This is a genomic window from Nitrincola tibetensis (assembly GCF_003284585.1).
GTDB classification, from domain to species: domain Bacteria; phylum Pseudomonadota; class Gammaproteobacteria; order Pseudomonadales; family Balneatricaceae; genus Nitrincola; species Nitrincola tibetensis.
Window position 1 is genome coordinate 16,207 of sequence record NZ_QKRX01000002.1, and the last position, 23,962, is coordinate 40,168.

A 23,962-nucleotide genomic window follows, 5' to 3' on the forward strand; every position below is an offset into this window, starting at 1 on the left:
GCGTTAGTCTTCGTTGGCTGCACGCAGTCGTTCTAAACGTTCTTGCTCTTCGGTCGTAGCGGCATCAATGACGCTCATTAATTCATCAACATCGGCCAGATGTTCACTCTCCGCAAATTGGCCAGTCAATTGCGACTCAGGTGTCAATTTACCTGACTCGTACAAATCCCACATTTCTTTTGCATACTGAGTCGTTAGCAACTCAGGCGCGAACCGCCCGAAATACGCACGCATATTATTGACGTCACGTGCCAACATGCGCTCTGCATTATTGTTACCTGCCGCATTTACGGCTTGGGGTAAGTCGATGATGACAGGGCCCTGATCGTTGAGCAGAACATTAAATTCAGATAAGTCACCGTGCACTAAACCTGCACAAAGCATGCGCACAATTTCTTTAATAATTTGCTCATGCCAACGCAGTGCGTCTTCTTTGCTAAGGGTGACGTCATCGAGTCTGGGGGCTACATAGCCTTCAGCATCGGTGATGAGCTCCATCAACAAGATGCCATCGATAAACCCGTAGGGTTTAGGAACGCGAACGCCGGCAGCGGCCAGTTGATAAAGGGCGTCCACCTCGGCATTGAGCCACGCATTCTCTTGCTCTTTCTGCCCATACTGTGTTTTCTTTGACATCGCACGTGCGCGACGGCTATTTCGAACCTTACGACCTTCCTGGTATTCAACGGCTTGCTTAAAGCTTCGTTGTTTGGCCTCCTTAAACACTTTTGCACATTGCACATGTTCGCCTGCGCGTACCACAAACACTTGTGCTTCTTTTCCGCTCATTAACTGACTGATGACCTCATCAATCATTCCATCTTCAACCAAGGGTTGTAATCGTTTTGGGACTTTCATCAATAACACTTCCGATAAAGCGGTCTAAATAGAGGGGGCAGACAGAACAGAATGTTTAATCACTCTGTTCTAAAACGCCCTCTTGACGGTTCTTGCCAATACCTGCCGTCTTATGGGCAGGGGTTAGGCTGTTGAAGATGCAAGGCTTCAATTTCAGCGAGCACTTCATCCGATAAATACAGTTTGGCTGAATCGATATTCGACTGCAATTGCTCCAGCGTAGTGGCTCCGATTATATTGGCCGTAACAAAAGGGCGCTCATTTACAAACGCCAATGCCATTTGTGCAGGGTCCAGATCATAGCGGCGAGCCAGGTTAACATAGGCCTCCGTGATATGCTCTGCACGCTCTGAGGTGTAACGCTTAAAACGCTCATAGAGTGTAAGACGACCTTTTTCGGGACGTTGTCCACTCAGATATTTACCGCTTAAAACACCAAAGGCAAGCGGTGAGTATGCCAGAAGTCCGACCTGCTCGCGAATAGACATTTCAGCAAGGCCAACCTCAAAGGTTCTGTTCAACAGGTTATAGGGGTTTTGAATGGATTGAATACGGGTTAGACCCTGTTGATCACTTAAACGTAAGTATTCATGCATACCCCAAGGCGTTTCATTTGAAATACCAATATGACGGACTTTGCCACTTTTAACGAGTTCTTCGCAGGCGCTTAACGTCTCTTCAATGCTGATAAGATCGGTTTGGATACGATGTTGGTAACCCAGTTGACCAAAAAAATTGGTGTGGCGCTCAGGCCAGTGCAATTGATAAAGGTCAATGTAGTCGGTTTGCAGGCGTTGCAGATTACCTTCGACCGCAGAGATGATATGTTGTCTAGATAGACGAGGCCCCTCTCTTAGGTAATGAAAACTTTCACCGGGTCCTGTGACTTTGGTTGCAATAATGATCTTATCACGCAAGCCGCGCTTTTGAAGCCAAGAGCCTAGGTATTGTTCGGTTAAGCCCTGTGTCTCTGCCTTGGGGGGGACTGGGTACATTTCAGCGGCGTCAACAAAATTGATGCCGGCGTCCCAAGCAAGGTCAAGCTGCTGATGAGCGTCTAACTCAGTATTTTGCTCTCCCCAAGTCATGGTGCCTAGCGCAAGCTTCGAAACGCGGATATCTGTTTTGCCTAATTGTCTGTAATCCATACTGTCCTCGGTATCGGTTCGAATTAAGAGCGAACCTTGACGATTATCAATGACTGACCTGAAAGGTTTGGCCTATAGCCTGTCAACTCATTAAAAGCCTGAGTAGAATAGCATATCTTGTTCTGCTAGTGATTGAGTCAACGCGAGTCTAACAGACAAAAACAGTTGGATTAAATGCCCCAGAGAGTTTAGAGAAAAATATGCAAAAACCCTTTAAGCGTTCCTTAGGTTTGCTGTGTGCGAACTTGCTACTTATTTTGCTGTGTGTGTCCTTTTCTGTAGGAGCCAACCAAGCGTTAAATGAAAATTTGCTTGCACAACGCCAGCAAGAAACAGAGCAGTCCATCAGCACCCTTACTCAGCGTCTAGAGCCATTGCTGGCTGCAATCAATGAGTCTGATGCCAAACAATGGATTAATAGTAGCATAGCGGAACGCTTGGCAGAGCAGCAGGCGTCGGCAGATCTTGTCGATGCACAGCGTCAGGCACTTGCGGGAGCGGCGGATGTCGAGAAGGCATCAACAGAGCGTTTATTAGGGGCTTTGGAAAGACTTGAGACAGCTCGCAATTATGCCGAGCGCCTCCGCGCAATTCAAACCCGTATTGCCGAATACCAACAGAAACTTTCACAGCTTAACCAAGAGCAAGAGGGAATGAGCTTATCCGAGATTGAAGCTCAAATTTCTCTTTGGCGGCGTCAAAAAGATCAGCTTGCTCTGGATACCGAACAAAAACAACAAGCGTTGACGCGTCTTGAAGAGCAAACACGTTCGTTGGTAACCAGCTTAGATGAACTTTCACGCGAAATGATTACTAGCCAGCCGATAGATTTATCTACTGAAACTGCAGATCCTATCGACCTTTTAGTGAAACAGGTGGCAGATCGTCGTCAACAAGCCCGTTTACTTAGCCTACGTCTGGATCAGCAAACCTTGGTACCACGCATTGAAATGCTAAAGCTTGAAATAAGTGCCCAAGAGTATGAGGCCTTATTAATGGCGGAGCTCTTGCGTGAATATGAAAGTGAATTCAATCTCAGAACGTCTGAAGAAATACGAGAGCTTAATGCACAATTAGTGCGCCTAACTGAACGAGATCCGCAGATTCAAGTGGATTTTGCAGATGCTGTTAAGGATCTGCGTCAGAGGATTGATCAGATTGCGATTAATTACGAGGTGACCCGCAGCCTCCAGCAGCGTCGAGATGACTATTCACGACTCTATGAAGGCCTAATGCAAACTCAAGCGAGCGTTCAAGAACGACTTGAAGTGAGCGGTCTGACGGACGCCTTAGGTGTTCAATTTTTGGAGGAGCAGCGTCGACTAACCGAACTCAAAGAGCAAAGAGGAGTCGTTCGAGACCTTGAGCGTGAGCTGGCGCAATCACGGCTCAGGAGCATCACGCTGCGTGATGAAATTAGACTTAGTCCAGATATTCACTCTCTTTCAACCGAGGCCACGGCTCAGCATCAATTATCAACGCTCAGACGCGATATTTTAAACGCTCAGCTCCTCTCAGAGCAGCAGCTAAGTGAGCAACTGCGCCAAAACGAAGAACGCTTGAGAGCGCTAAATAAAGTAATCGATCAACTCGATCAAACACTAAGAGAGAGTCTGCTTTGGTGGCCCAGTCACTCGTCCATTAGTTTAACTTGGCTAAAAAGTGTCCCATCAGCCTTGGTGCAACTCTCGGATCCTACGGTTTGGACGGGGGTTTTTAGCTCGTTTTACATTATGATTCTTTCCAGTCCACTGATGAGTTTCTTAACACTTATCTCAGTGTTGGCTGTGTATTTATGGGGGCGAAAGGCTAAAGAACAGCTCTCATTGCTTGCGGAGCAAGCCTCTCATCGTTACACCGACAATATTATGCTTACGCTTAAAGCCATCGGGTGGAGTCTAATCAGGGTACTGCCCATCCCAATGCTATTGTTTACAACGGCTTTTCAACTGGGCCGCTTAGACGAAGCCAATTTAGCCAATGGCGTTAATGTATTGGCCAATGTTTTAACCAGCACGGCCGCTTGGTGGTTAGCAGGGCATTTGTTTTTAGTATTTACCTCAGAAAAAGGAGTAGGGCGTGCCCATTTTCATTGGGATCCGGTTTTACTCATTCGTTTACGGCGCAGTTTAACTTGGTTCTTGCCTGTGCAGTTGTTGTTGATTATTTTTCTGGCACTGACGTTCGGCCACCCTAGTGAGCTGGTTTATGATGTGTTTGGTCGTATGGGGCTTCTTTTGGTTGTGTTCCTCAATGGCTTTATTGCTTGGCAAGTGCTTGCGCCAACGACTCAAGTTCTCGAAGGGTTTCTTGCGACTCGCCAACGCAAAGTATTACGTTTCAGTTTTGTCGCCGGAACGATTGTCTTGTTGGTGTTAGTGTTGTCGGGTTACTTACTCACGGTTGGAGAGTTACTGCCTAAGCTTGTCGATACGCTGATGATGCTGAGCTTAGTGTGGCTGGTACATTGCATTGCAGCCAGGGCTTTAATCCTGAGCGAAACACACTTACGCCTTAAGCGTTTACGTGAACAAAAGGCTAAATCAGAGTCTGAAGAGACAACGAACGTTGTTGGAGAAGGGGCGCTGGAGTTGCCAGAGCAGCAGCTCAGTATTGAGCATATCAGCCAGCAAACACGCTCCTTGCTGCGCACCTTTACCTTTACAGGCTTGGTGTTTGTTTTGTTTTTGGTGTGGGCGGAGGTATTGCCTGCGCTGACGTGGCTGGATGGCATCACCTTATGGTCTCGGATTACGGTGGTTGGCGAGGCAGAACTGCTGAGCCGCGTGAGTCTGCAGGACTTTATGTTGGCGCTCTTGCTCGCGGGCGTTTTCTCTTTAGCATCACGAAACTTACCAGGCTTGGTCGAGATACTATTGGCGCGCAGTAACCTGATGGATGCTGCGCACAGCTATACAGTCACGACGCTCTTACGTTATACCATTGCGGTTATCGCGGTGATCACCGTATTTTCATTACTGGGTTTAAGGTGGAGCGAACTGCAATGGATGGTTGCGGCACTGACCTTGGGCTTAGGCTTTGGTCTTCAGGAGGTGGTTGCAAACTTTGTGTCAGGCTTGATCATGCTGTTTGAGCGCCCTGTACGATTGGGTGATACGATTACCATTGGTGAGTTCAGTGGAACCGTTGCTCGTATTCGCACTCGTGCCACCACAATTATTGACTGGGATAATCGGGAAATAGTCGTACCCAATAAAAACTTTATTACAGAGCGGCTGATCAACTGGACCTTATCGGATAACGTGACTCGTCTTGTATTGCCAATTGGGGTCTCCTACGACTCAGACCCTGAGCAAGTCATGGAAATATTATTGCGCATTGCGAACGAGCATCCTTTAACGCTTAAAGATCCAGCACCTTCAGCCTACTTCATACATTTTGGTGACAGTGCGTTAAGCTTTGAGTTGCGTGTCTACGTGTGTCAAATGTCAGATCGACTTGTGACAACGAGCAGTTTGCACGTATCTATCTTGAAGGCGTTTAGAGAGGCTGGAATAGAAATTGCCTTCCCGCAGATGGATATACATATCCGAGATGTGCCCAAAGAAGTCAAAAGTTTTGAGCAGGTGTTTAAAGGATAAAAAAAGCCGAACGAATGTTCGGCTCACGGTGCGTATAATGCCCGTTACAGAAAACGGGCATTATCAAGATTAAGCAGTGCGGAAGTCTGACAAAATCTTATTTAGCGTTTTACTTGGGCACATAACGGCAGATGTTTTTGCAGCATCTGGATGGTAATAACCACCAATATCCACTGGGTGTCCTTGAGCATCGCTCATTTCTTTAAGAATCGTATCCTGATTGTCGGTCAGTGCTTTTGCTAAGGGCTCAAAGCGTGCTTTCAATTCAGCATCTTCATCTTGTGCGGCCAGTTCCTGAGCCCAATACATACCCAAGAAGAAGTGGCTGCCACGGTTATCCAACTCACCGGTTTTACGTGATGGTGACTTGTTGTTTTCCAACAGTTTTTCAGTTGCTGCATCCAAGGCTTTGCCTAGCAGTTGGGCTTTAGGCAGGTTTTCTTTAATGCCTAACTCTTCCAAAGACACGGCCAATGCCAAGAACTCACCTAAAGAATCCCAACGCAGGTGATTTTCTTGAACCAACTGCTGAACATGCTTAGGCGCAGAGCCGCCAGCACCTGTCTCGTACATTCCACCGCCAGCCAGCATTGGAACGATTGACAGCATTTTTGCAGAGGTACCCAGCTCCATGATTGGGAAGAGGTCTGTCAGGTAGTCGCGTAATACGTTACCTGTAACAGAGATCGTATCCATGCCACGAATCAAACGCTCCATGGTGCGGCGAATCGCAGGAATGTAAGACATGATGCGAATATCAAGACCTTCGGTATCATACTCTTTCAGATACTCTTCGACCTTAGCGCGCAGTTCTCTATCGTGAGCACGCTCTTTATCCAACCAGAAAATAGCAGGAGTATCTGACTGACGTGAGCGTGTAACGGCCAATTTAACCCAGTCACGAATTGCGGCATCTTTGGTTTGGCATGCGCGCCAGATGTCACCTTTTTCAACCTGATGTTCCATAATCAGCGAGCCATCGGCAGCGTTAACGATTCTCATCGTGCCGTCAGCGGTCATCTCAAAGGTTTTATCGTGTGAACCGTACTCTTCGGCTTTCATTGCCATCAAACCAACGTTCGGCACAGTGCCCATAGTTGTTGGATCGAAAGCACCGTTGGTTTTGCAGAAGTTGATCATTTCTTGGTAAATGCGAGCGTAGGTACTCTCAGGCATAACCGCTTTAGTGTCTTTAGGCTTGCCGTCTTGTCCCCACATTTGACCTGAGTTACGGATCATTGCAGGCATAGATGCATCGACGATAACATCGCTTGGGATGTGAAGGTTGGTGATGCCTTTTACCGAATCAACCATGGCCATTTCAGGACGGCCCGCATAGCATGCGTGGATATCTTCTTCGATTTCTTCTTGCTTGGAGTGTGGCAGAGTTTTGATTTTGTCGTAAACGCTGCTTAGACCGTTGTTCGGGTTAACACCCAGATCTTTGAAAAGCTCTGCATGCTTGTCGAATACGTCTTTGTAGAAAACAGTCACAGCATGACCAAACACGATAGGGTGAGACACTTTCATCATGGTGGCTTTAACGTGCAAAGACCACATAACGCCCGACTCTTTGCAATCGTTTAACGTGTCTTCAAAGAAATCACGCAGTGCTTTAGCACTCATGAACATTCCATCAAGAACTTCACCTTTTAATAGGTGCAGCTCTTTTTTCACGGTGGCGGTGCCATCTTTAGCAACAAACTCAATGCGCACATCCGTGTCATCTTGCATAGTTGTTGATTTCTCGCTGGAATAGAAATCACCGCCTTTCATGTAGGCAGCGTGTGAGCGAGATGCAGGGCTCCATTTACCCATGGAATGTGGGAATTTGCGAGCAAAGGCTTTAACTGCAGGTGGAGCACGACGATCAGAGTTACCCTGGCGAAGGACAGGGTTAACGGCACTGCCTAGAATCTTGCTATAACGATCACGGATTTCACGTTGTTCAGCAGTAGCAGGCTCGTCTGGGAAGTTTGGAATGTCGTAACCTTGAGACTGAAGTTCAGCAATAGCGGCCTTAAGTTGCGGAATTGAGGCGCTGATGTTAGGTAGCTTTATAATGTTTGCTGAAGGATCTAGCGTTAACTCGCCCAGTTCTGCGAGTGTATCCGTTACACGTTGAGACTCGGTTAATCTCTCGGGGAAAGAGGCAAGAATACGTGCCGCTACGGAGATGTCACTGGTTTCTACACTGATTTCAGCTGCAGCTGTGAAAGTTCTAATAATGGGAAGAAGAGAAAAGGTTGCAAGAGCTGGAGCTTCATCAGTAAGCGTATAAATAATTTTCGGACTTTTTTCTGTCATTTTATTCCCCAAGTTGCATGGCTGAATGGCCTTCGTCTTAATGCGAAGGTGCCTGTTATGATCAAAGTAGCCTGATTTTATTCTTTTTTAGTAAAAAAACTACAAGGATATTGTAACTAACTACAGGTAAATTTTATACGCTAAGAGTATAGACGTTGGGCTAAAGGCAGTACAGAACTGAAGAGTCGCCTATAATTGGGGGTGAAATCGTCGAAAATGATTAAGAAGTTTTTAGGTGTTTTTCAAACAATCAAGGCATTTCAGATCACTTTGTTAGGATATCTGTGCTATTCTTTCAAACAAATGGGTCTTATAGCGGGGGCTTGTTGATGTCGAATTCATCTGCCAAGGGTGATGCCTCTTATCAGCAAATAAAACGTCTTAATCAAATTGGCATCGCACTTTCTTCTCAACGGGATAAGCGTCAACTTTTGTCGCTCATCCTTACGAGTGCCCGAGAGCTAACAGGTGCCGAAGCCGGCACGCTCTACATCCGCGAAACAGGTACGCTCTACATACGTGAAACGGATGTACCCTCGCTGCGATTTGATATTGTTCAAAATGATCGTCTTAACATAAATCTAGGTGGGCGGGATCAATCCCCCGTCGATAATTTCCCGCCGATCCCTTTGTTAACCGAAGATGGCAAGCCAAATGATAAAATGGTTGTGGCTTGGTCAGTCAATAACAATCTTACCGTGAATATTCCAGATGCCTACTCACATAAAGGCTTTGATTTTTCTGGAACACGAGCATTTGATCAACGCACTGGCTATCGATCCTGCTCATTTTTAACCGTTCCACTTTCTGATCATGATGGGCACGTTATAGCAGCCCTGCAGTTAATTAATAAGCTTAACCCTAAGGGTGAGATCTCGACCTTTACAAAAAAAGATCAAGAGTTGGCAGAGTCCCTGGCATCTCAAGCGGCAATGGCCATTATCAATCAGCGCTTAATCAATGAAATGAAAACGCTGTTCGATAGCTTTACTCGGGTCATCGCAACGGCGATCGATAGCAAATCACCGCATACTGGCAATCACTGCCGCCGGGTGCCTGATGCAACGCTCATGCTGGCAGAGGCCGCTTGTCGTTCACGCCATCCAGCCATAAAAGATTTCAATATGACTGAGGCCGATTTTTACGAGCTAAAAACAGCGGCTTGGTTGCATGATTGTGGAAAAGTAGTAACTCCACATCATGTCATGGAGAAGTCACGTAAACTTGAGACAGTTATAGACAGAATCGGTTGGGTTGAAGATCGGCTTGAAATTCTATTGCGTGATTTGCGCATCAATGCCTTAGAGTTAAAAATGCAAGCGCTAGAGCAGGGTACGAATGTTTTGGCAGACCTTGAGGCGCTAAAGGAAAGAGAACAAACCCTGTTGGACGATATGGAGTTTTTACATCATTGCAACATAGGTGCCGAGTTTGTAACAGATGAAGATTTGCAACATCTTGAACGCATTCGCAATTACGTTTGGGCCGATAAAAAAGGTTGTGAACGCTTTTTTTTGACAGAAGACGAGTATCGCAACTTGTGCATACGCCGTGGCACGTTAAATCCCGAAGAGCGCAAAATCATGGAAGGTCATATGACCGCTACCTTAAGCATGCTGGAACAACTCCCATTTCCTGAACACCTGAAAAATGTCACAGAGTATGCGGTGTGTCATCACGAACGCATGGATGGCAAAGGCTATCCACGAGGTTTGTCGCGTGATCAAATGTCGATTCCGGCTCGGATTATGGGGATTGCAGATGTGTTTGAAGCCTTGACAGCGCCCGAGCGCCCCTATAAACAGCCAATGAAGCTTTCGCAAGCACTGGCAATCATGGGACGAATGGTTGAAGACAACCACCTTGATCCTGATTTGTTTCAAGTGTTTGTTGAAGAAAAAGTATACATGACCTATGGTGCTAAGCACATGAAACCTGAGCAAATGGATGAAGTCAATCTTCAGGAGCTTAAAGGGTTAAACAGGAGCGTTGTATGAAGGTGCAAGTACTTGGCTGCAGCGGTGGCATTGGTGTGGGCGAGTTTACAACCTGTGTTCGTATCAACGAGGATATCCTCTTGGATGCAGGAACAGGCTTAGGATGCTTAACTCAGTCTGAGTTAACTCAACTGCGTCATGTGTTTATATCCCATTCGCATCTGGATCATGTGTGCTTATTGCCAATGCTGATCGATAATCAGTTTGAGTTGCTCAAATCGCCCATCAATGTCTATGGTGTATCACAGGTTTTGGAGAGCTTACATCAGCATATTTTTAATTGGAAAATATGGCCTGACTTTACTCAATTACCCTCTGTTGATGCTCCCGTCATGGCGTTTACAACGCTAAACTCTAAAGAAAGTTTCAAGTTGGGAGATTTGTCTTTTACGCCTTTTGACGTAGAGCATGTGGTGCCCACGACCGGATATGCAGTTGTTTCAGAGGGGGGGCGTTTATTTGTATTTACCAGCGATACCACATTAAATGAGGGGCTCATCAAAACCTTAAACCAGATGGGGCCAATTCACAGCCTTATGATTGAATGTGCCATGCCTAATCGCATGCAGGATCTGGCCATCGCATCAAAGCACATGACGCCCACTATGTTAAATGAGCTGTTAATTTGCTTGGAGGCAATGCCTGAGCGGATTCTCGTTTCACACATCAAGCCTTACTATGTTGATGAAGTCGAGGCTGAGTTAATGTCACTGAATCTTAACGCGGAGTTGATTGTTTTATCGTCGGGTCAGTTTTTTTTCCTTTAGCATGATAGAGGCACGCCAAAAACCGAGCCGGTCGCCATCAACAAAGTGTACATGCTCGTCCGCTTGAAAATCCTCAACCAAACAGGTGAGCGACGTCGCCTCGCTGAGGGCATAGCCGTAAACGATTTCGTTCCGACTCTCGCCTTTGTCAAGCAAAGCTAGAAGATGGCCTATTTCCTCTAGGGAAAGATCAAGCACCATTCTGGGTCCCCCAGCTTGTTTGCGAAAGTCACTGTGCATCACAAGTGTGTTCAGATAGCGCTTAGAATCAATCGATAAAAATCGCCCGCCAAGTTTCCAGCCCAACCAAAGCAACGCTGAGCCCAAATAGGCCCCTAAAATGCGAACAGCTTTAGACTGTGTTGAAGGGGTTGTCAGTTCTCGTTTGAGGGATTGTATGGAGGGATGAGATGGGGGAGAGAGATCATCTCCATTGCCCAAGGGGGAGGCCCTGCGTTCTTGGATTAACAGATGTATTTGATCCATCAGTGCACGTATGTGTTGAATGCCAATATCCCCTTCATGAACTGGATCTACAATCAACGAAATTATCTTTCCTTGTCGGCTTGGAATCGGCTGCCAGCGGCAAGAGAGATTCTCTAAGCCTAACAACTTACCCTCCTTTGGCGTAATTTGACGTTCGGGTTGATCTTTTATCCAACGGTCTGCTTCGGTGATGCCTTTGCCTAAGAACAAACCGAAGGCATTCTGTGTTCCCATTTGCTGCAGGCTGGCATAGACAGGAAAGCCCGCCACCTTAAGTTCTTTGACTGGAACAACACCCACACGTAACTTAATTCCAAAAGCATCTTGCGCCCAATAGGCCAAAGCGGCTAAGACATCGGTCATGCGTGCCTGTAAGTCAATTGGGCAGGCTGCAATAATGCCATCCCCACCAAACTGCACAATGGGTAAGGTTGTGATGGGTTTGAGGAGATGGCTCACAGCTGCCACGGCGGCGGCTGCAATAAAATTGATATCACGATCTTTCCCGCGACTGGCCAAATCAGTACTCGAAACAACATCCGCAACGGCTATGATCCACTGATCGTCCAGCTCTTGGTACCAGTTAAGATCGGCTGAGTTGACTTCAAAATTGACAATTCGTTTTAAGAGCATAGATGTGATAGCAATCCAGTTCGTTTCAAATATTCCGATAGCTTACTCATGCGCATTGGCTTTGGATCATTACATACAAAACTTGCCCAATTTACAATTAAATAGGGAAAAGGTGTGTTTGTTGATTGAAGTCAAATAATAATCATACTTATTAGTATTGACCTTTTGTTAGGAAATGAGAATAATTGTGTTTAAGGTTATGCCACTGGTGTGTATTGCCAATCGCTTAACGTCAACTCACTTGAAAGCTAATAAAGGTTATCTCTTATGCAAAAGAAACTGCTCACGGGTATCGCACTGCTTGGATCCCTTGTCATTGCTCCACTGGCCTCTGCGGCGAGTCTGACAGTCTATTCTGGCCGGGGTGAAGCGCTGGTTCAGCCGATCATCGATCAGTTCGAAAAGCAAACAGGTAATAAAGTTAATGTGCGTTACGGTGATACAGCTCAATTAGCGGTGCTGATTCAAGAAGAAGGCGATCGCTCACCAGCTGATGTTTACTGGGGTCAAGATGCAGGTGCAATGGGTGCGCTCGCGAATGCAGGCTTGTTAGCAACACTGCCTGAGAGTGTCTACAAAGATTTACCAGCCATATTCACCAGTAAAACGGGGCAATGGGTTGCAGCCAGTGGTCGTTCACGCGTTATTGTTTACTCTACTGAGCGCGCATCTGCAGAGGATATTCCAGCATCTGTATTCGACTTAACGGACGAAAAGTTTAAAGGTCGTTTTGGCCTAGCCCCAACAAACGGTGGTTTTCAGTCATTTGTAACGGGCATGCGAGTTAAGCACGGCGATGAAGTGACGTTGGCTTGGTTAAAAGACATGAAAGCCAATGAACCGAAAATTTATCGTAATAATACCACTCAAGTACAAGCTGTTGGTGATGGCGAGATAGACTTTGCGTTGGTAAATAATTACTATTTACCCCGTTTTGTTGCTGCCAACAGTGAGTATCCTGTAAAGCAGACCTATTTTGCTGAAGGCGACATCGGAAACTTGATGAACGTTGCAGGTGTTGCAGTACTGAAGAGCAGCAAAAACCAAGACGTAGCGAACGCATTCGTTGAATACATGTTAACGCCTGCAGCACAACAGTACTTCACATCTTTTGTGAATGAGTACCCAGTTGTTGAGGGCATTATCCCGAATGCGGTATTGGGTGACCTTGATGAGATGCTTAAAGTGGCGCCTGAAATTGATCTGGATCAGTTAGCTGATCTAGAAGGTACATTAAAGCTTCTGCGTGATGCTGAATTGCTGTAAATATACTTAAAAAGCAAAGCGTTGCTCATGACGGCGTTTTGTTTGAACAGGACAAAAGCCAGTGTTACTTGTAACATTGGCTTTTGCTGTTTTTAAATACCCGTGATTTCGTACATAAATGCCGTGTCATATCTAACAATAGTGAGACCTAATGAGTAGTAGAGTCGTAAAGTCCGTTGATGTATCAGAGCTGTTAGTGTCAGTCAAACGACCGCCTCTCTATATTCTGATTCCGGCTTTATTGGTCGCGCTATGCATGCTGATTCCACTTGTTTATCTCTTTTTGCGAGCTGGGCAGGCTCAGCCTGATCAACTGCTTGAGTTAGTGTTTCGGCCGCGAAACTTTCAACTGCTGCTTAACACACTTTCCTTAACTGGAGGTGTTTTGCTTATTTGCACCTTTCTTTCACTGCCTTTGGCTTGGTTGGTCACGCGCACAGATATTGCAGCTAAGCGTTTGTTAACCATTCTAGCCGTTGTGCCTTTAGCTGTTCCGGGATATGTGATGGCCTATGCCCTTTTAGGGGTGGGTGGCAACATGGGCGTTTTAAACCAGCTTTTTGGCATTCGCGTTAATAATATCTCTGGTTACTGGGGTGCCGTCTGGGCCTTGTCGCTCTACACTTTCCCTTACATCTTTTTGAACGTAAGAGCTGCTTTATTAGGATTGGATTCAAGCCTCGAAGAGAGTGCGCAAAGTTTAGGCTATTCAAAATCGATGGTGTTTCTGAAAATAATATTACCGCACCTTCTGCCTGCTCTGTTGGCCGGTTATATGGTGGTGGGTTTGTATGTATTAGGTGATTTTGGTGCCGTTGCTTTAATGCGGTATGAGGCGTTTAGTTACGCTATTTTCACACAGTACTCAGGGGCTTTTGACCGAATTTATGCCGCATGGCTTTCCATTATGCTATTGGCGCTTGCTGCTTCATTTTTGGTGGTGGAAGCGTTGATCTTAAAGCGTAAGCGCCTGGCCAGTGTGGGCAGCGGTGTTACCCGTCCTGCTCGTCTGTTTGAGCTAGGTAAAGCTTCACCGATTGCCTGGCTTTACATTGTTGGAGTGTTAGGTACGTCCATTGGTTTACCAGTGGCTATGCTGTCTTATTGGTTGTTAATTGCTCCGCCAGATATCAGTATTTTTTGGCAAGTGCCTTGGACGTTTCTACGTTCTGCCACGGCAGCGGCACCTGCAGCGATTTTAGCGGCAGCCTTGGCGTTGCCTATTTGCTACTTATCTGTTCGCTATCCCTCTCGTTTAACGAGCATGATTGAGCGCTCTACTTATATTGGTTACGCGCTGCCGCCGTTAACCTTGGCATTGGCCATGGTTTTCTTCTCGCTGCAAACGGCTTATTTCTTTTATCAAACGCTCGGGCTTTTGATTGTGACTTGGACACTGGCAACGCTGGCATTAGCGATGGGGCCTATTCGCAGTGCCATTATGCAAACGCGTGCCAACACAGAAGAAGCGGCTTATGCGCTTGGATACAGCCCAGCAGCTACGTTTTACCATGTTATGTTTCCTCGCTTACGGCGTGGAATCTTGGCGGCGCTTGCACTCGTGTTTCTATTCTGCATGAAAGAGTTGCCGATCACCTTTTTACTTGCACCTACTGGCTACAGTACGCTGGCGGTCACGGTCTTTTCGAGGACATCGGAAGGAATGATGGCAGAAGCAGCACCCTTTGCGGCAGCAATTGTGATCTTTTCCAGTTTATCCGTGGGTATGGTGCTTAACCGTGAAAAAATTAAGGGGAGCCGATGAACAGTCGTCAAACAGTTGTTGATGGTATTCAGATTGAAGACCCTAATTTAGACAGTCGTCCAGAGCAGATTCAGGTTGACCACCTTTGTAAGCGATACCGCGCGAATGATGCCTATGCGGTTGAAGATTTGTCTTTCACGCTTCACAAAGGGGAAATCTTGGCCCTACTAGGCCCAAGTGGTTGCGGTAAAACGACGACGCTTAGAATGATTGCCGGTTTTGAGCCAGTGGATTCAGGACGCATTTTTTTGCATGGGCGTGATGTTACTCACTTGTCGCCCCAGCAGCGAAAAATAGGGATCGTGTTTCAAGACTACGCGCTTTTTCCGCATATGACGATTGAGCAAAATGTGATGTTTGCTATGCGTGAAGTTCCTAAGTCTCAGCGCCCTGAAAAAGCCGAATATTGGCTGGATTTAATGGGTTTAGCTGAGCTGAGGGTGCGCTATCCACATGAACTTTCCGGTGGACAGCAGCAGCGCGTTGCTTTGGCAAGGACTTTGGCTGCCGAGCCGGATTTGGTTTTGCTGGATGAACCTTTTTCAAACCTGGATGCGTCATTAAGAGAGTCAACCCGCAATGAAATGCGGGCGCTCTTCAAGCGTGCAGAGACAACGGTTATCTTGGTAACGCATGATCAAGCGGAAGCCTTAACCTTTGCTGACACAGTCGGTGTCATGCAGAAAGGGCGCTTAGCTCAAATTGGAACGCCTCAGCATGTGTATCAAAATCCGGCCAATGCCTTTGTTGCACGTTTTCTTGGGCATACGAATTTACTGGTTGGCAATGCAGATGGCGGGCGGGTCAAGACGCCTTTGGGTGAGGTGTTGATTGCCGATGGAGTTGCAACGGGTGAAGTTAAATTATCCTTGCGCCCCGAAGACCTTCATTTAAGCCCAGCACCAAGTTGTGATGCCGCCGCACGTATCGTTGCGCGAGAATTTAGAGGTCATGATTATTTCTACACGTTAGAGCAAGATGGTTATCAATATTGTGTGATCACGCCGAGCCATCATTGCTATGATGTGGGAAGCTGGGTCAATATCAACGTATTGCGCAGTGGGTCAGTGTTGCCAGAAGCGGGTTGATGTCCCGTTTCTGGTTTAGGAAGATAGGTTTGGTGCCTTATTATTAGCTGCCACGGTACTATTATAAGTACCAAGACAGAATGGGACCGCCCCATAAAATGGCACACCAACCTGCTATGGCTAGATAAGGACCAAATGGCATGGGATTGTTGGCTTGTTGCTTGCCAATTGCCATCATAACCATCGCAAACAGAACGCCTGCCACCGACGAAAACAAAATGGTCATAGGCAGGGTGAGTACACCGCCCCAAGCGCCAATCGCTGCAAGTAGCTTAAAGTCGCCAAACCCCATGCCTTCTTTGCCTGTAGCCAGCTTAAAAAGCCAATAAACAGACCATAAAGACAAATAACCCAGCATTGCACCCCAAACAGCATCCTCAAGTGTTGTAATCAGCTCAAAGCTATTCAGTAAAAGGCCAAGCCAGAGCAGTGGCAGAGTAATAGCATCGGGTAGTAGCTGATGATCAATATCAATAAAGGTTAAGGCAATAAGCGCCCAAGTAAAGACGAGCAATGCCAGTCCTAGGGTGGTAAAGCCAAACTGCCAGCCGATAAAGCCTCCGACACAGGCTGAAAAAAACTCAATCAAGGGGTAGCGAGTTGAAATGGACGTTCCGCATTGGCTGCATTTTCCTTTAAGAAATAGCCAGCTCACAACGGGAATGTTTTCAAACCAACGAATCAGATGTCCACATTCTTGGCAGCGAGAGCGGGGGTGAGCGAGATTGAATGTGCTTGTGTCGGGTGTAACATCTGGCTGATTGGCTGATTGCACCGCCTCTTGCCACTCACGCTCCATCATGACGGGGAGGCGATAAATAATGACATTTAAAAAACTGCCAACCAATAAGGATAAAGCAAAGGCAACTATAGCTGCCGATGCTGTATATGCTGGGAAAAGTTCGAACAATATCATGTTTTGGTTAGACCACGTTACCCAGCTGGAAGATTGGTAGATACATCGCAATAACCAAGCCACCCACAAGGGTACCCAAAACAACCATGATCAGTGGTTCAAGAAGGCTGGATAGGTTGTCTACCGCGTTATCGACTTCCTCTTCATAAAAAGAAGCGATTTTATCCAGCATGGTATCTAAAGAGCCCGCTTCTTCACCAATTGCAATCATTTGTGTCACCATGGGAGGGAAAATACCCGTGATGACCGTTGCATTTTGCAAAGATTGCCCCGTTGAAACACCGTTACGAATCTGAATTATTGCAGTTCTGAAAACGACGTTGCCAGCTGCGCCTGCTGCTGAATCCAAAGCGGCAACCAAGGGTACGCCTGCAGCAAACGTGGTCGATAAGGTTCGAGTGAATCGAGCAATCGCTGCTTTAAAAAGAATTGGGCCGAGGATAGGAATCTTTAAAACAAAGCGGTCTACCGCATCAGAAAATTTCTGCGATTTTTCGAGTAATTTGGTAAATCCAAAGCCGGCTGCAACAAACCCTATTAGGGCTAAAAACCAGTATTTTTGTGCCAATTCGGATAAAGCAATAACAAACAGAGTGAATGCAGGTAAGTCAGCACCAAAACCTCTAAAGATATCCTGGAACTGAGGCACAACTTTGACGAGCAAAATGGCCGAAACGATAATGCCGACCGCAACAACGGCAGCAGGGTAGGTCATCGCTTTTTTGATTTTTGCTTTCAGTGATTCAATTTTTTCTTTGTAGGATGCAATACGATCCAGCATTGTTTCCAGTGCACCGGATTGTTCACCCGCTCTGACCAACGAACAGGTTAGGTCATCAAAATATTTAGGGTGGTTGGCGAGTGCTGAAGAAAAGTCTGCGCCTCCATTCACATCATTGCGAATGGCATAGATCATTTCTTTTAGCTTCACTTTTTCCGAACCGTTCGCAACTATCTCTAAACCTTGCAGTAACGGAACGCCGGACTTCATCATGGTCGCCATTTGGCGAGTGAAAAAAGCGATATCAAGTGGCTTAATGGGTTTGTTCTTGTTGCCAAAAAAAGATATGGAGGCTTGCTTGCCCACTTTTTGTGGATTTATTCCCTGTTTTCGTAAAAGTGCTTTAGCGGCTGCAACGTTTTCAGCATCGATCTTCCCTTTGCTTTTATTGCCGCTACGGTCTTTGCCTTCCCAGTTGAAGGTAAACTTTTTCTTTTCCTTTGCTGCTTGTGCCATCTGTTTTCAATCCCTTATCAGGTCTTAATTACGCGGTTCATCTCTTCAAGGCTGGTTAGGCCTCTGGCTACTTTGATCAACCCTGATTCTCTCAAGGTGTGGAATCCTTGTTTGCGAGCCACCTTCAGTATATCAAGAGAGTTCCCATTCTCCATAATGCACTGTGCGATTTCAGTCGACATCGCCAACATTTCGTAAACGCCCACTCGACCTTTATATCCACGATTGCATTTTGAGCAGCCTTCTGGGTCTGCCTCAAAAAGATTGAGGTCGGGGATCTGTTCTTCAGTGAAACCTTCTTCACGAAGTGTGGCATGAGGTAACGTTAACGGTTTTTTGCAGGATTCGCAAAGCCTTCGTGCAAGTCGTTGAGCAATAATTAAACTGACAGACGTTGCAACGTTAAATGCCGGAACCCCCATGTTTCTTAAGCGTGTTAAAGTTTCAGGGGCGCTGTTCGTATGCAGTGTTGACAGTACCATGTGGCCTGTTTGGGCCGCTTTAATGGCGATTTCGGCTGTTTCAAGGTCTCGAATCTCACCCACCATGACCACATCAGGGTCTTGACGCAGGAAAGAGCGCAAGGCTTCAGCGAAGGTTAGGCCAACCTTGGTGTTAACGTGCACCTGGTTGATGCCGTCAAGGTTAATCTCAACCGGGTCTTCAGCCGTTGAAATATTTCGCTCAGACGTGTTCAGGATATTTAAGCCGGTATACAGCGTGACGGTTTTACCCGATCCAGTAGGCCCTGTAACAAGAATCATGCCTTGCGGTTGTTGCAAGGTTTTTAAGTAGATGTCTTGCTGGATGGGCTCAAAGCCTAAGCCTTCAACCCCGATTTTTGCACTGGAAGGATCAAGAATACGCAGTACAATTTTCTCTCCCCAAAGCGTTGGCAGGGAGTTGACACGAAAATCGATAGAACGTGTCTTCGAAATTTTCATTTTGATGCGCCCGTCCTGAGGTACGCGCTTTTCAGAAATGTCCATTTGCGACATAACTTTAAGACGAGCGGCCAAGCGGGTCGACAGGTTCAAGGGTGGGCGATGTACTTCTTGCAAAATACCATCTATACGGCAACGAACCCGGTACATTTTTTCATAGGGTTCAAAGTGTATATCGGACGCGCCTGTTTTGATTGCATCCATCAGCACTTTGTTAATGAAGCGTACAATGGGCGCTTCACTTGCCGCATCCTCTGCCGAGGGTTCCTCTTCCTTTTTACCTGATGTTTCTTGTAGATCGATATTATCAAGATCAGCATCATCAAGGTCGCCTAGCGAGTCCGATTGCTGTTGATCAAGGAAAGCATCAAGTGCATTGTTGAGCTTGTCCTCTTCGACGATCACCACCTCAGTGGTAATGCCGGTTTGAAACTTGATCTCGTCAACGCCTTGTATATTGGTTGGATCAGCGACAGCAAGAAACAAGCGATTATCACGCCGCATCAAAGGCAGAACACGATGTCGGCTCAATAATTTATCGGAAACAACGTCCTTAGGTAAGTTGGCTGTTGGAATAGCGTCTAGATCGAAAAGTGGCAAGCCAAACTCTTCGGCAGCAGCTGTAGCAGCGCATTGAGCACTGACTAAACGGTTTTTGATGATATAGCTGACAAATGGAAGGTTCTCTTGTCTGGATTTATTCAACGCATCGGTGGCAACCTCTGCCGTAAATATTCCATCCATTACCAATCGTTTTGCCAGTCCGCTGAGCGGCTGAACCACTTGTACCACTCTGTCTCCCACGCTAATCTACTATATATTTGAATTCAGGCAATAAAAGCACAGTTTATCAAACATATCAATTGATACATTCTGTTCAGCTTCAGCTTTCTTCATTTTTTTCTAAAGGATAGGGCAAAGATTAGACAATGGATGAGATGAATCGCGCTTGGCGACTTCTACTGCTACTGACTCTGTACCGTATTTTTTTGGCAGCGGGGTTTGTTGTATTGATGGTGTCAGGCATGCAGCCAATGCCCCTCGCATCATCGAATCCCGATGTGTTTTATTACAGCAGTTTAGCCTACCTCTGTATTTCGATTGCATCTTTATATCCTTTACTGCATCGGCGGCCCCATTATTTGTGGCAGGCCTATGCGTTAACCTTGATCGATATCTTAACCATCATTGCATGGATGCACTCCAGTGGCGGAGTCAGTAGTGGTGTGGGAATGTTGCTGGTGATCAGCATAGCCAATACCAGTATGATTTCGGCAGGAAGAATCTCCGGTTTCTTTGCGGCCTTAGCCTCCATCGCTGTGTTGGCTGAGCAAATGTATAATGTTGCTTTCGGTATGGGAGACCGTGTTAATTTTTCTATGGCAGGGTTGCTAGGGCTAACCTTATTCGTAACGGCTATTCTAGCGAGTGTTTTGGCGAATCGGGCCAGAGAGAATGAGCAGTTAGCCCACCAGCGCGGCATCGATTTAAAAAACATGTCTAAACTCGCCGAGATGGTCATTCAAAAAATGACCACAGGCGTTGTCTTGATCGACAGCCAGCGCCAAGTTGTGCTCACGAATTGGGCTGCTCGCCAATTATTGGGCGCACATCATCAGCAAACGCCGATTCATCTTCAGTATTTTAGCCCAGAATTAAATGTGCATTTCTTGCGTTTTCAGCGTACTCAGCCAAAAAACAATAAATTACTGATCAACAATGGGGTGGAATCTCTATTGATGCAGGTTGTCCGGCTGGATGCCTTTCAGGAAGAGGATGGACAAAATCATTTGCTGATCTTAGAAGATGCAAATGCATTAGCACAACAGTCACAGCAGATAAAGCTCGCAGCTCTTGGGCGTTTAACCGCAGGGATTGCGCATGAAGTCCGCAACCCGCTCAGTGCCATTAGTCATGCAAATGCCTTACTCAAAGAGTCCCCCGATTTATCGGCACAAGATTTAAGGCTGACCGAAATCGTAGAGCAGCAAACGCGCCGCATCAACCGAATAGTCGAAGATGTTTTGCAATTGGGTAAGCGAGACTCCGTTCAGGCAGAGCATCTGCGTTTACGGGAGTGGCTTCCACATTTTCTGTCGGAGTTCTACCAGGTAGTACCTGAAGCCGAGCCAAGTTTTACATTGGAGCCACCAAAGCAAGAAATAGAAGGATGGTTTGATCCTGCGCATTTGAGGCAAATTCTACATAACCTGTGCCAAAATGCGTTTCGTCACGCCCTACAAGCGCAAGATCCGGCCAGTGTCTTGATTCGTTTTGGTCATTTAACTCAACATCGTGGTTATATTGATGTATATAATAATGGACCGTCGATCGACCCGGATCATATAGATCGACTGTTTGAGCCTTTTTTTACCATGTCTCCGAAAGGAACGGGGTTAGGTTTGTATATTTCTCGTGAACTTGCTCAAGCCAATCAGGGCGAGTTGCAATATCGTTCAGATCAAGATAATGGAACCTGCTTCCGAGTCGTGTTCAACACGGCTTTGGTCAAAATGGAGTGAAGATGAAAGACAGAGAAAGCGAATTTAAAGTTTCTCAAACAGTCGAGCCTGTGCCTTGTGTGCTAATTGTTGACGATGAACCCGATATCCTAGAATTAATAGACATCACCTTGTCTCGAATGGGTGTTCAGTGTCTTTTAGCTGAAACACTAGAGCAGGCGAATCAAATTCTTAAGGATGAAGCTCATCGTTCGCTGCGTTTATGTTTAACCGATATGCGTTTGCCCGATGGCAGCGGTATGGAGCTGATTCGCAACATTCAGACGCACTATCCTAGTTTACCCGTCGCCATGATCACCGCGCATGGAAATATGAGTTGTGCGATTGAAGCGCTTAAGGCTGGTGCATTTGATTTCCTGAATAAGCCTGTTGATATTAAAACGCTGCGTGAATTGGTGGTGTCAGCCTTACGGCTCAATCTGGAAAAACCAACAAAATCCCCAGCCTGCTCTCAGCCACCGCTTTTAGGTGTGTCGGATCAGATTGAGCAGGTTAGGCGCATGATTGATAAGCTGGCCAGAAGCCAAGCACCTGTTTATATCAGCGGGGAGTCAGGCACAGGCAAGGAGTTGGTCGCACGCCTAATTCATGCTAAAGGGCCAAGAGCCGATAAGCCATTTATCCCAGTAAACTGTGGTGCTATTCCTGCTGACTTAATGGAAAGTGAACTCTTTGGGCATCGTAAAGGCAGTTTTACGGGTGCTACTGCACACAAAGATGGCTTATTCAAAGCCGCTGAAGGCGGAACCCTCTTTTTGGATGAAGTCGCGGACTTGCCCTTGGATATGCAGGTCAAATTGCTGCGCGTGATCCAAGAAAAAGCTGTCAGACCAATAGGGGCGGCTCAGGAAGAACATGTTGATGTGCGCATTCTCAGTGCGACACACAAAGACTTGGCTAAAAAAGTGGCCGAGGGTGAGTTCCGAGAAGATTTGTTTTATCGAATTAACGTTATCCAGCTGCATTTACCTAGCTTAAGAGACCGTCGCAGCGACATAGACCTGTTGATTAACCATTTTTTAAAGCAGTTGGCGTTGGAAATGGAGGTGCCAGTCCCGCGCTTAACTGACTCCGCTCGCGAGGCACTGAATCAACATGACTTCCCGGGCAATGTTCGTGAGCTGGAAAACATTTTAGAGCGGGCCATGACCCTGTGCGACAGCCAGCAAATTGGCTGCGAAGACCTGTCTTTGCGCATGTCACCAACGCCAGCCAAACCGTCTCATACACGAGACGCTCAATCGTCATCAGACTGGCGTGATGAGTTCGCTTGTGCGCAGGAAATCGGTTTGGAGGCCTACCTGGAAACCATCGAACGCGAAATGCTGACCCATGCTTTGAATGAAACTCAGCACAATAAAACAGCCGCTGCTGCTTTGTTGGGCATTTCATTTAGAACACTTCGCTACCGGCTAAAAAAACTCAACCTTGAATGAGCCAGTAGCAATATGGCTAGACGGCACGCCGGACTAGCCCTGCATTTGCCATAATCCGAGTCGCAATTTCTTCAACTGAAAAATGCGTGGTATTAATTGATTGAATACCCAGCTGGATAAAGCGCTTTTCGACTTCACGAACCTCAAATTCGCATTGTTCCAACGACGCATAGCGGCTGTTGGGGCGTCGTTCGTTGCGAATAGCGGCTAAATGAAAGGGGTCAATCGTTAAACCGAAGAGTTTTTGCGAATGTGCCATGAGCGCCTCGGGAATACCTGGCGCTTCAAGATCATCAATTGTGAGAGGGTAGTTAGCAGCTCGAACACCAAACTGGAGTGCCATGTACAGGCAAGTCGGAGTCTTACCGCAGCGAGAAACCCCAATTAGAATGACGTCTGCTTTTCCATATTGTTGAATCCGCCCGCCATCATCATTGTCCAGTGCAAAGTTAACAGACGCGATACGCTCTTTGTAGCGACGCGTTTCATTAATGGCATGGGATTTACCAACCGAATAGGACGAATGTAATTGCAGTTCATGTTCTAAGGGCTTTAGGAAGGTTTCAAATACATCAATTTTATACCCGTTAGATTTTGAAATTATCTCACGTATTTCTGGATTCACAATCGTGTCGAATACAATAGCTGCAGCCCCATCGGCACGAGTCGCCGCATCGATTTGCTCAGCCACTTTGATTGCTTTTTCAAGCGTATCCACATAGGGCAGTGTGAGCATTTCAAAATGAATGCCATCGAACTGAGTTAATAGGCTGTTGCCCAAAGTTTCAGCTGTAATACCTGTGCCATCCGATATAAAAAAAGCAGAACGTTTATTCAAAAAAAGTCTCCAATAAAGCCTTAACCCTTTGCGCTGGCTTGTAGTTTATTTACAAGCCAGTCTAGGTCGGGATTTTTTAACGTAACTACAGTATGATTTAATCTCTGAGCACATTATAAGAATATTAAAGCAGCCAAGAGTATCACTCTTTG

16 protein-coding genes are annotated in these 23,962 nt (G+C 46.4%); 8 read left to right on the forward strand and 8 right to left on the reverse strand.

From position 1 onward, the window contains the following. Positions 1-3 precede the first annotated feature (3 nt). Together DN062_RS02385 and DN062_RS02390 are read right to left on the reverse strand one after the other, a co-directional pair. The gene (locus DN062_RS02385; RefSeq protein ID WP_112157223.1) at positions 4-858 is read right to left on the reverse strand and encodes a PA4780 family RIO1-like protein kinase; all 855 of its coding nucleotides are present in this window, start codon (positions 856-858) and stop codon (positions 4-6) included. Between the two features lie 110 nt (positions 859-968). Further along, positions 969-2,006 (reverse strand): NADP(H)-dependent aldo-keto reductase, encoded by a 1,038-nt coding sequence (locus DN062_RS02390; protein ID WP_112157224.1) that lies wholly within the window; start codon positions 2,004-2,006, stop codon positions 969-971. A 200-nt stretch (positions 2,007-2,206) separates the two neighbouring features. On the opposite strand from DN062_RS02390, the gene DN062_RS02395 reads away from it, so the two are divergent. Beyond that, positions 2,207-5,608, forward strand: a complete 3,402-nt coding sequence (locus tag DN062_RS02395; protein WP_112157226.1) for a mechanosensitive ion channel domain-containing protein — start codon at positions 2,207-2,209, stop codon at positions 5,606-5,608. 69 nt (positions 5,609-5,677) lie between these two features. Here DN062_RS02395 and DN062_RS02400 read toward each other — a convergent pair whose 3' ends face one another. Continuing rightward, a complete protein-coding gene (locus DN062_RS02400; RefSeq protein WP_112157228.1) occupies positions 5,678-7,915 on the reverse strand; it encodes an NADP-dependent isocitrate dehydrogenase in 2,238 nt (745 codons plus the stop codon). 329 nt (positions 7,916-8,244) lie between these two features. On the opposite strand from DN062_RS02400, the gene DN062_RS02405 reads away from it, so the two are divergent. Both DN062_RS02405 and DN062_RS02410 read left to right on the forward strand, forming a co-directional pair. Then, a complete protein-coding gene (locus DN062_RS02405; RefSeq protein ID WP_112157842.1) occupies positions 8,245-9,912 on the forward strand; it encodes an HD family phosphohydrolase in 1,668 nt (555 codons plus the stop codon). After that, a complete protein-coding gene (locus DN062_RS02410) occupies positions 9,909-10,679 on the forward strand; it encodes a 3',5'-cyclic-nucleotide phosphodiesterase (protein WP_112157230.1) in 771 nt (256 codons plus the stop codon). Before DN062_RS02405 ends, DN062_RS02410 begins: the two co-directional genes overlap by 4 nt. Here the strand turns inward: DN062_RS02410 and DN062_RS02415 are convergent. Next, a complete protein-coding gene (locus DN062_RS02415) occupies positions 10,650-11,798 on the reverse strand; it encodes a DUF3095 family protein (protein WP_112157232.1) in 1,149 nt (382 codons plus the stop codon). The genes DN062_RS02410 and DN062_RS02415 overlap by 30 nt on opposite strands. A 267-nt stretch (positions 11,799-12,065) precedes the next feature. Here DN062_RS02415 and DN062_RS02420 point away from each other — a divergent pair, with 267 nt between their 5' ends. From DN062_RS02420 to DN062_RS02430, 3 genes are all read left to right on the forward strand, one after another. After that, complete coding sequence (locus DN062_RS02420; protein WP_112157234.1) at positions 12,066-13,064, forward strand: iron ABC transporter substrate-binding protein; 999 nt, start codon at positions 12,066-12,068, stop codon at positions 13,062-13,064. A 151-nt stretch (positions 13,065-13,215) separates the two neighbouring features. Next, positions 13,216-14,829: an ABC transporter permease gene (locus DN062_RS02425; RefSeq protein WP_205126631.1), complete on the forward strand. Its 1,614-nt coding sequence runs from the start codon at positions 13,216-13,218 to the stop codon at positions 14,827-14,829. After that, positions 14,826-15,917 carry an ABC transporter ATP-binding protein gene (locus tag DN062_RS02430; protein ID WP_112157236.1) on the forward strand — a complete coding sequence of 364 codons (1,092 nt, stop codon included), beginning with the start codon at positions 14,826-14,828 and terminating at the stop codon, positions 15,915-15,917. The genes DN062_RS02425 and DN062_RS02430 overlap by 4 nt, the downstream gene beginning before the upstream one ends. A 61-nt stretch (positions 15,918-15,978) precedes the next feature. Here the strand turns inward: DN062_RS02430 and DN062_RS02435 are convergent, their stop codons facing one another. From DN062_RS02435 to pilB, 3 genes are read right to left on the reverse strand one after another with little or no spacing between them, the layout of a single operon-like run. Further along, a complete protein-coding gene (locus DN062_RS02435) occupies positions 15,979-16,833 on the reverse strand; it encodes a prepilin peptidase (RefSeq protein WP_112157238.1) in 855 nt (284 codons plus the stop codon). Between the two features lie 7 nt (positions 16,834-16,840). Continuing rightward, positions 16,841-18,070, reverse strand: coding sequence for a type II secretion system F family protein (locus DN062_RS02440; RefSeq protein WP_112157240.1), 1,230 nt, complete (start codon positions 18,068-18,070; stop codon positions 16,841-16,843). Positions 18,071-18,087: 17 nt separating this feature from the next. Next, positions 18,088-19,806, reverse strand: coding sequence for a type IV-A pilus assembly ATPase PilB (gene pilB, locus DN062_RS02445; protein ID WP_275668089.1), 1,719 nt, complete (start codon positions 19,804-19,806; stop codon positions 18,088-18,090). Between the two features lie 137 nt (positions 19,807-19,943). Here pilB and DN062_RS02450 point away from each other — a divergent pair, with 137 nt between their 5' ends. Continuing rightward, positions 19,944-21,536 (forward strand): sensor histidine kinase, encoded by a 1,593-nt coding sequence (locus tag DN062_RS02450; protein ID WP_112157242.1) that lies wholly within the window; start codon positions 19,944-19,946, stop codon positions 21,534-21,536. A 2-nt stretch (positions 21,537-21,538) separates the two neighbouring features. Further along, entirely contained in the window at positions 21,539-22,972 is a 1,434-nt protein-coding gene (locus DN062_RS02455) for a sigma-54-dependent transcriptional regulator (RefSeq protein WP_112157244.1), read from the forward strand. Between the two features lie 16 nt (positions 22,973-22,988). Here DN062_RS02455 and ppsR read toward each other — a convergent pair whose 3' ends face one another. Continuing rightward, on the reverse strand, positions 22,989-23,810 hold the full coding sequence (ppsR, locus tag DN062_RS02460) for a posphoenolpyruvate synthetase regulatory kinase/phosphorylase PpsR (protein ID WP_112157246.1): 822 nt from the start codon (positions 23,808-23,810) through the stop codon (positions 22,989-22,991). Positions 23,811-23,962: the final 152 nt, after the last annotated feature.

Bases quoted from the DNA above. Each gene is read 5' to 3' on its own strand.
- DN062_RS02385 (WP_112157223.1), bottom strand. From the start codon at position 858: ATGAAAGTCCCAAAACGATTACAACCCTTGGTTGAAGATGGAATGATT.
- DN062_RS02390 (WP_112157224.1), bottom strand. From the start codon at position 2,006: ATGGATTACAGACAATTAGGCAAAACAGATATCCGCGTTTCGAAGCTT.
- DN062_RS02395 (WP_112157226.1), top strand. From the start codon at position 2,207: ATGCAAAAACCCTTTAAGCGTTCCTTAGGTTTGCTGTGTGCGAACTTG.
- DN062_RS02400 (WP_112157228.1), bottom strand. From the start codon at position 7,915: ATGACAGAAAAAAGTCCGAAAATTATTTATACGCTTACTGATGAAGCT.
- DN062_RS02405 (WP_112157842.1), top strand. From the start codon at position 8,245: ATGTCGAATTCATCTGCCAAGGGTGATGCCTCTTATCAGCAAATAAAA.
- DN062_RS02410 (WP_112157230.1), top strand. From the start codon at position 9,909: ATGAAGGTGCAAGTACTTGGCTGCAGCGGTGGCATTGGTGTGGGCGAG.
- DN062_RS02415 (WP_112157232.1), bottom strand. From the start codon at position 11,798: ATGCTCTTAAAACGAATTGTCAATTTTGAAGTCAACTCAGCCGATCTT.
- DN062_RS02420 (WP_112157234.1), top strand. From the start codon at position 12,066: ATGCAAAAGAAACTGCTCACGGGTATCGCACTGCTTGGATCCCTTGTC.
- DN062_RS02425 (WP_205126631.1), top strand. From the start codon at position 13,216: ATGAGTAGTAGAGTCGTAAAGTCCGTTGATGTATCAGAGCTGTTAGTG.
- DN062_RS02430 (WP_112157236.1), top strand. From the start codon at position 14,826: ATGAACAGTCGTCAAACAGTTGTTGATGGTATTCAGATTGAAGACCCT.
- DN062_RS02435 (WP_112157238.1), bottom strand. From the start codon at position 16,833: ATGATATTGTTCGAACTTTTCCCAGCATATACAGCATCGGCAGCTATA.
- DN062_RS02440 (WP_112157240.1), bottom strand. From the start codon at position 18,070: ATGGCACAAGCAGCAAAGGAAAAGAAAAAGTTTACCTTCAACTGGGAA.
- DN062_RS02450 (WP_112157242.1), top strand. From the start codon at position 19,944: ATGGATGAGATGAATCGCGCTTGGCGACTTCTACTGCTACTGACTCTG.
- DN062_RS02455 (WP_112157244.1), top strand. From the start codon at position 21,539: ATGAAAGACAGAGAAAGCGAATTTAAAGTTTCTCAAACAGTCGAGCCT.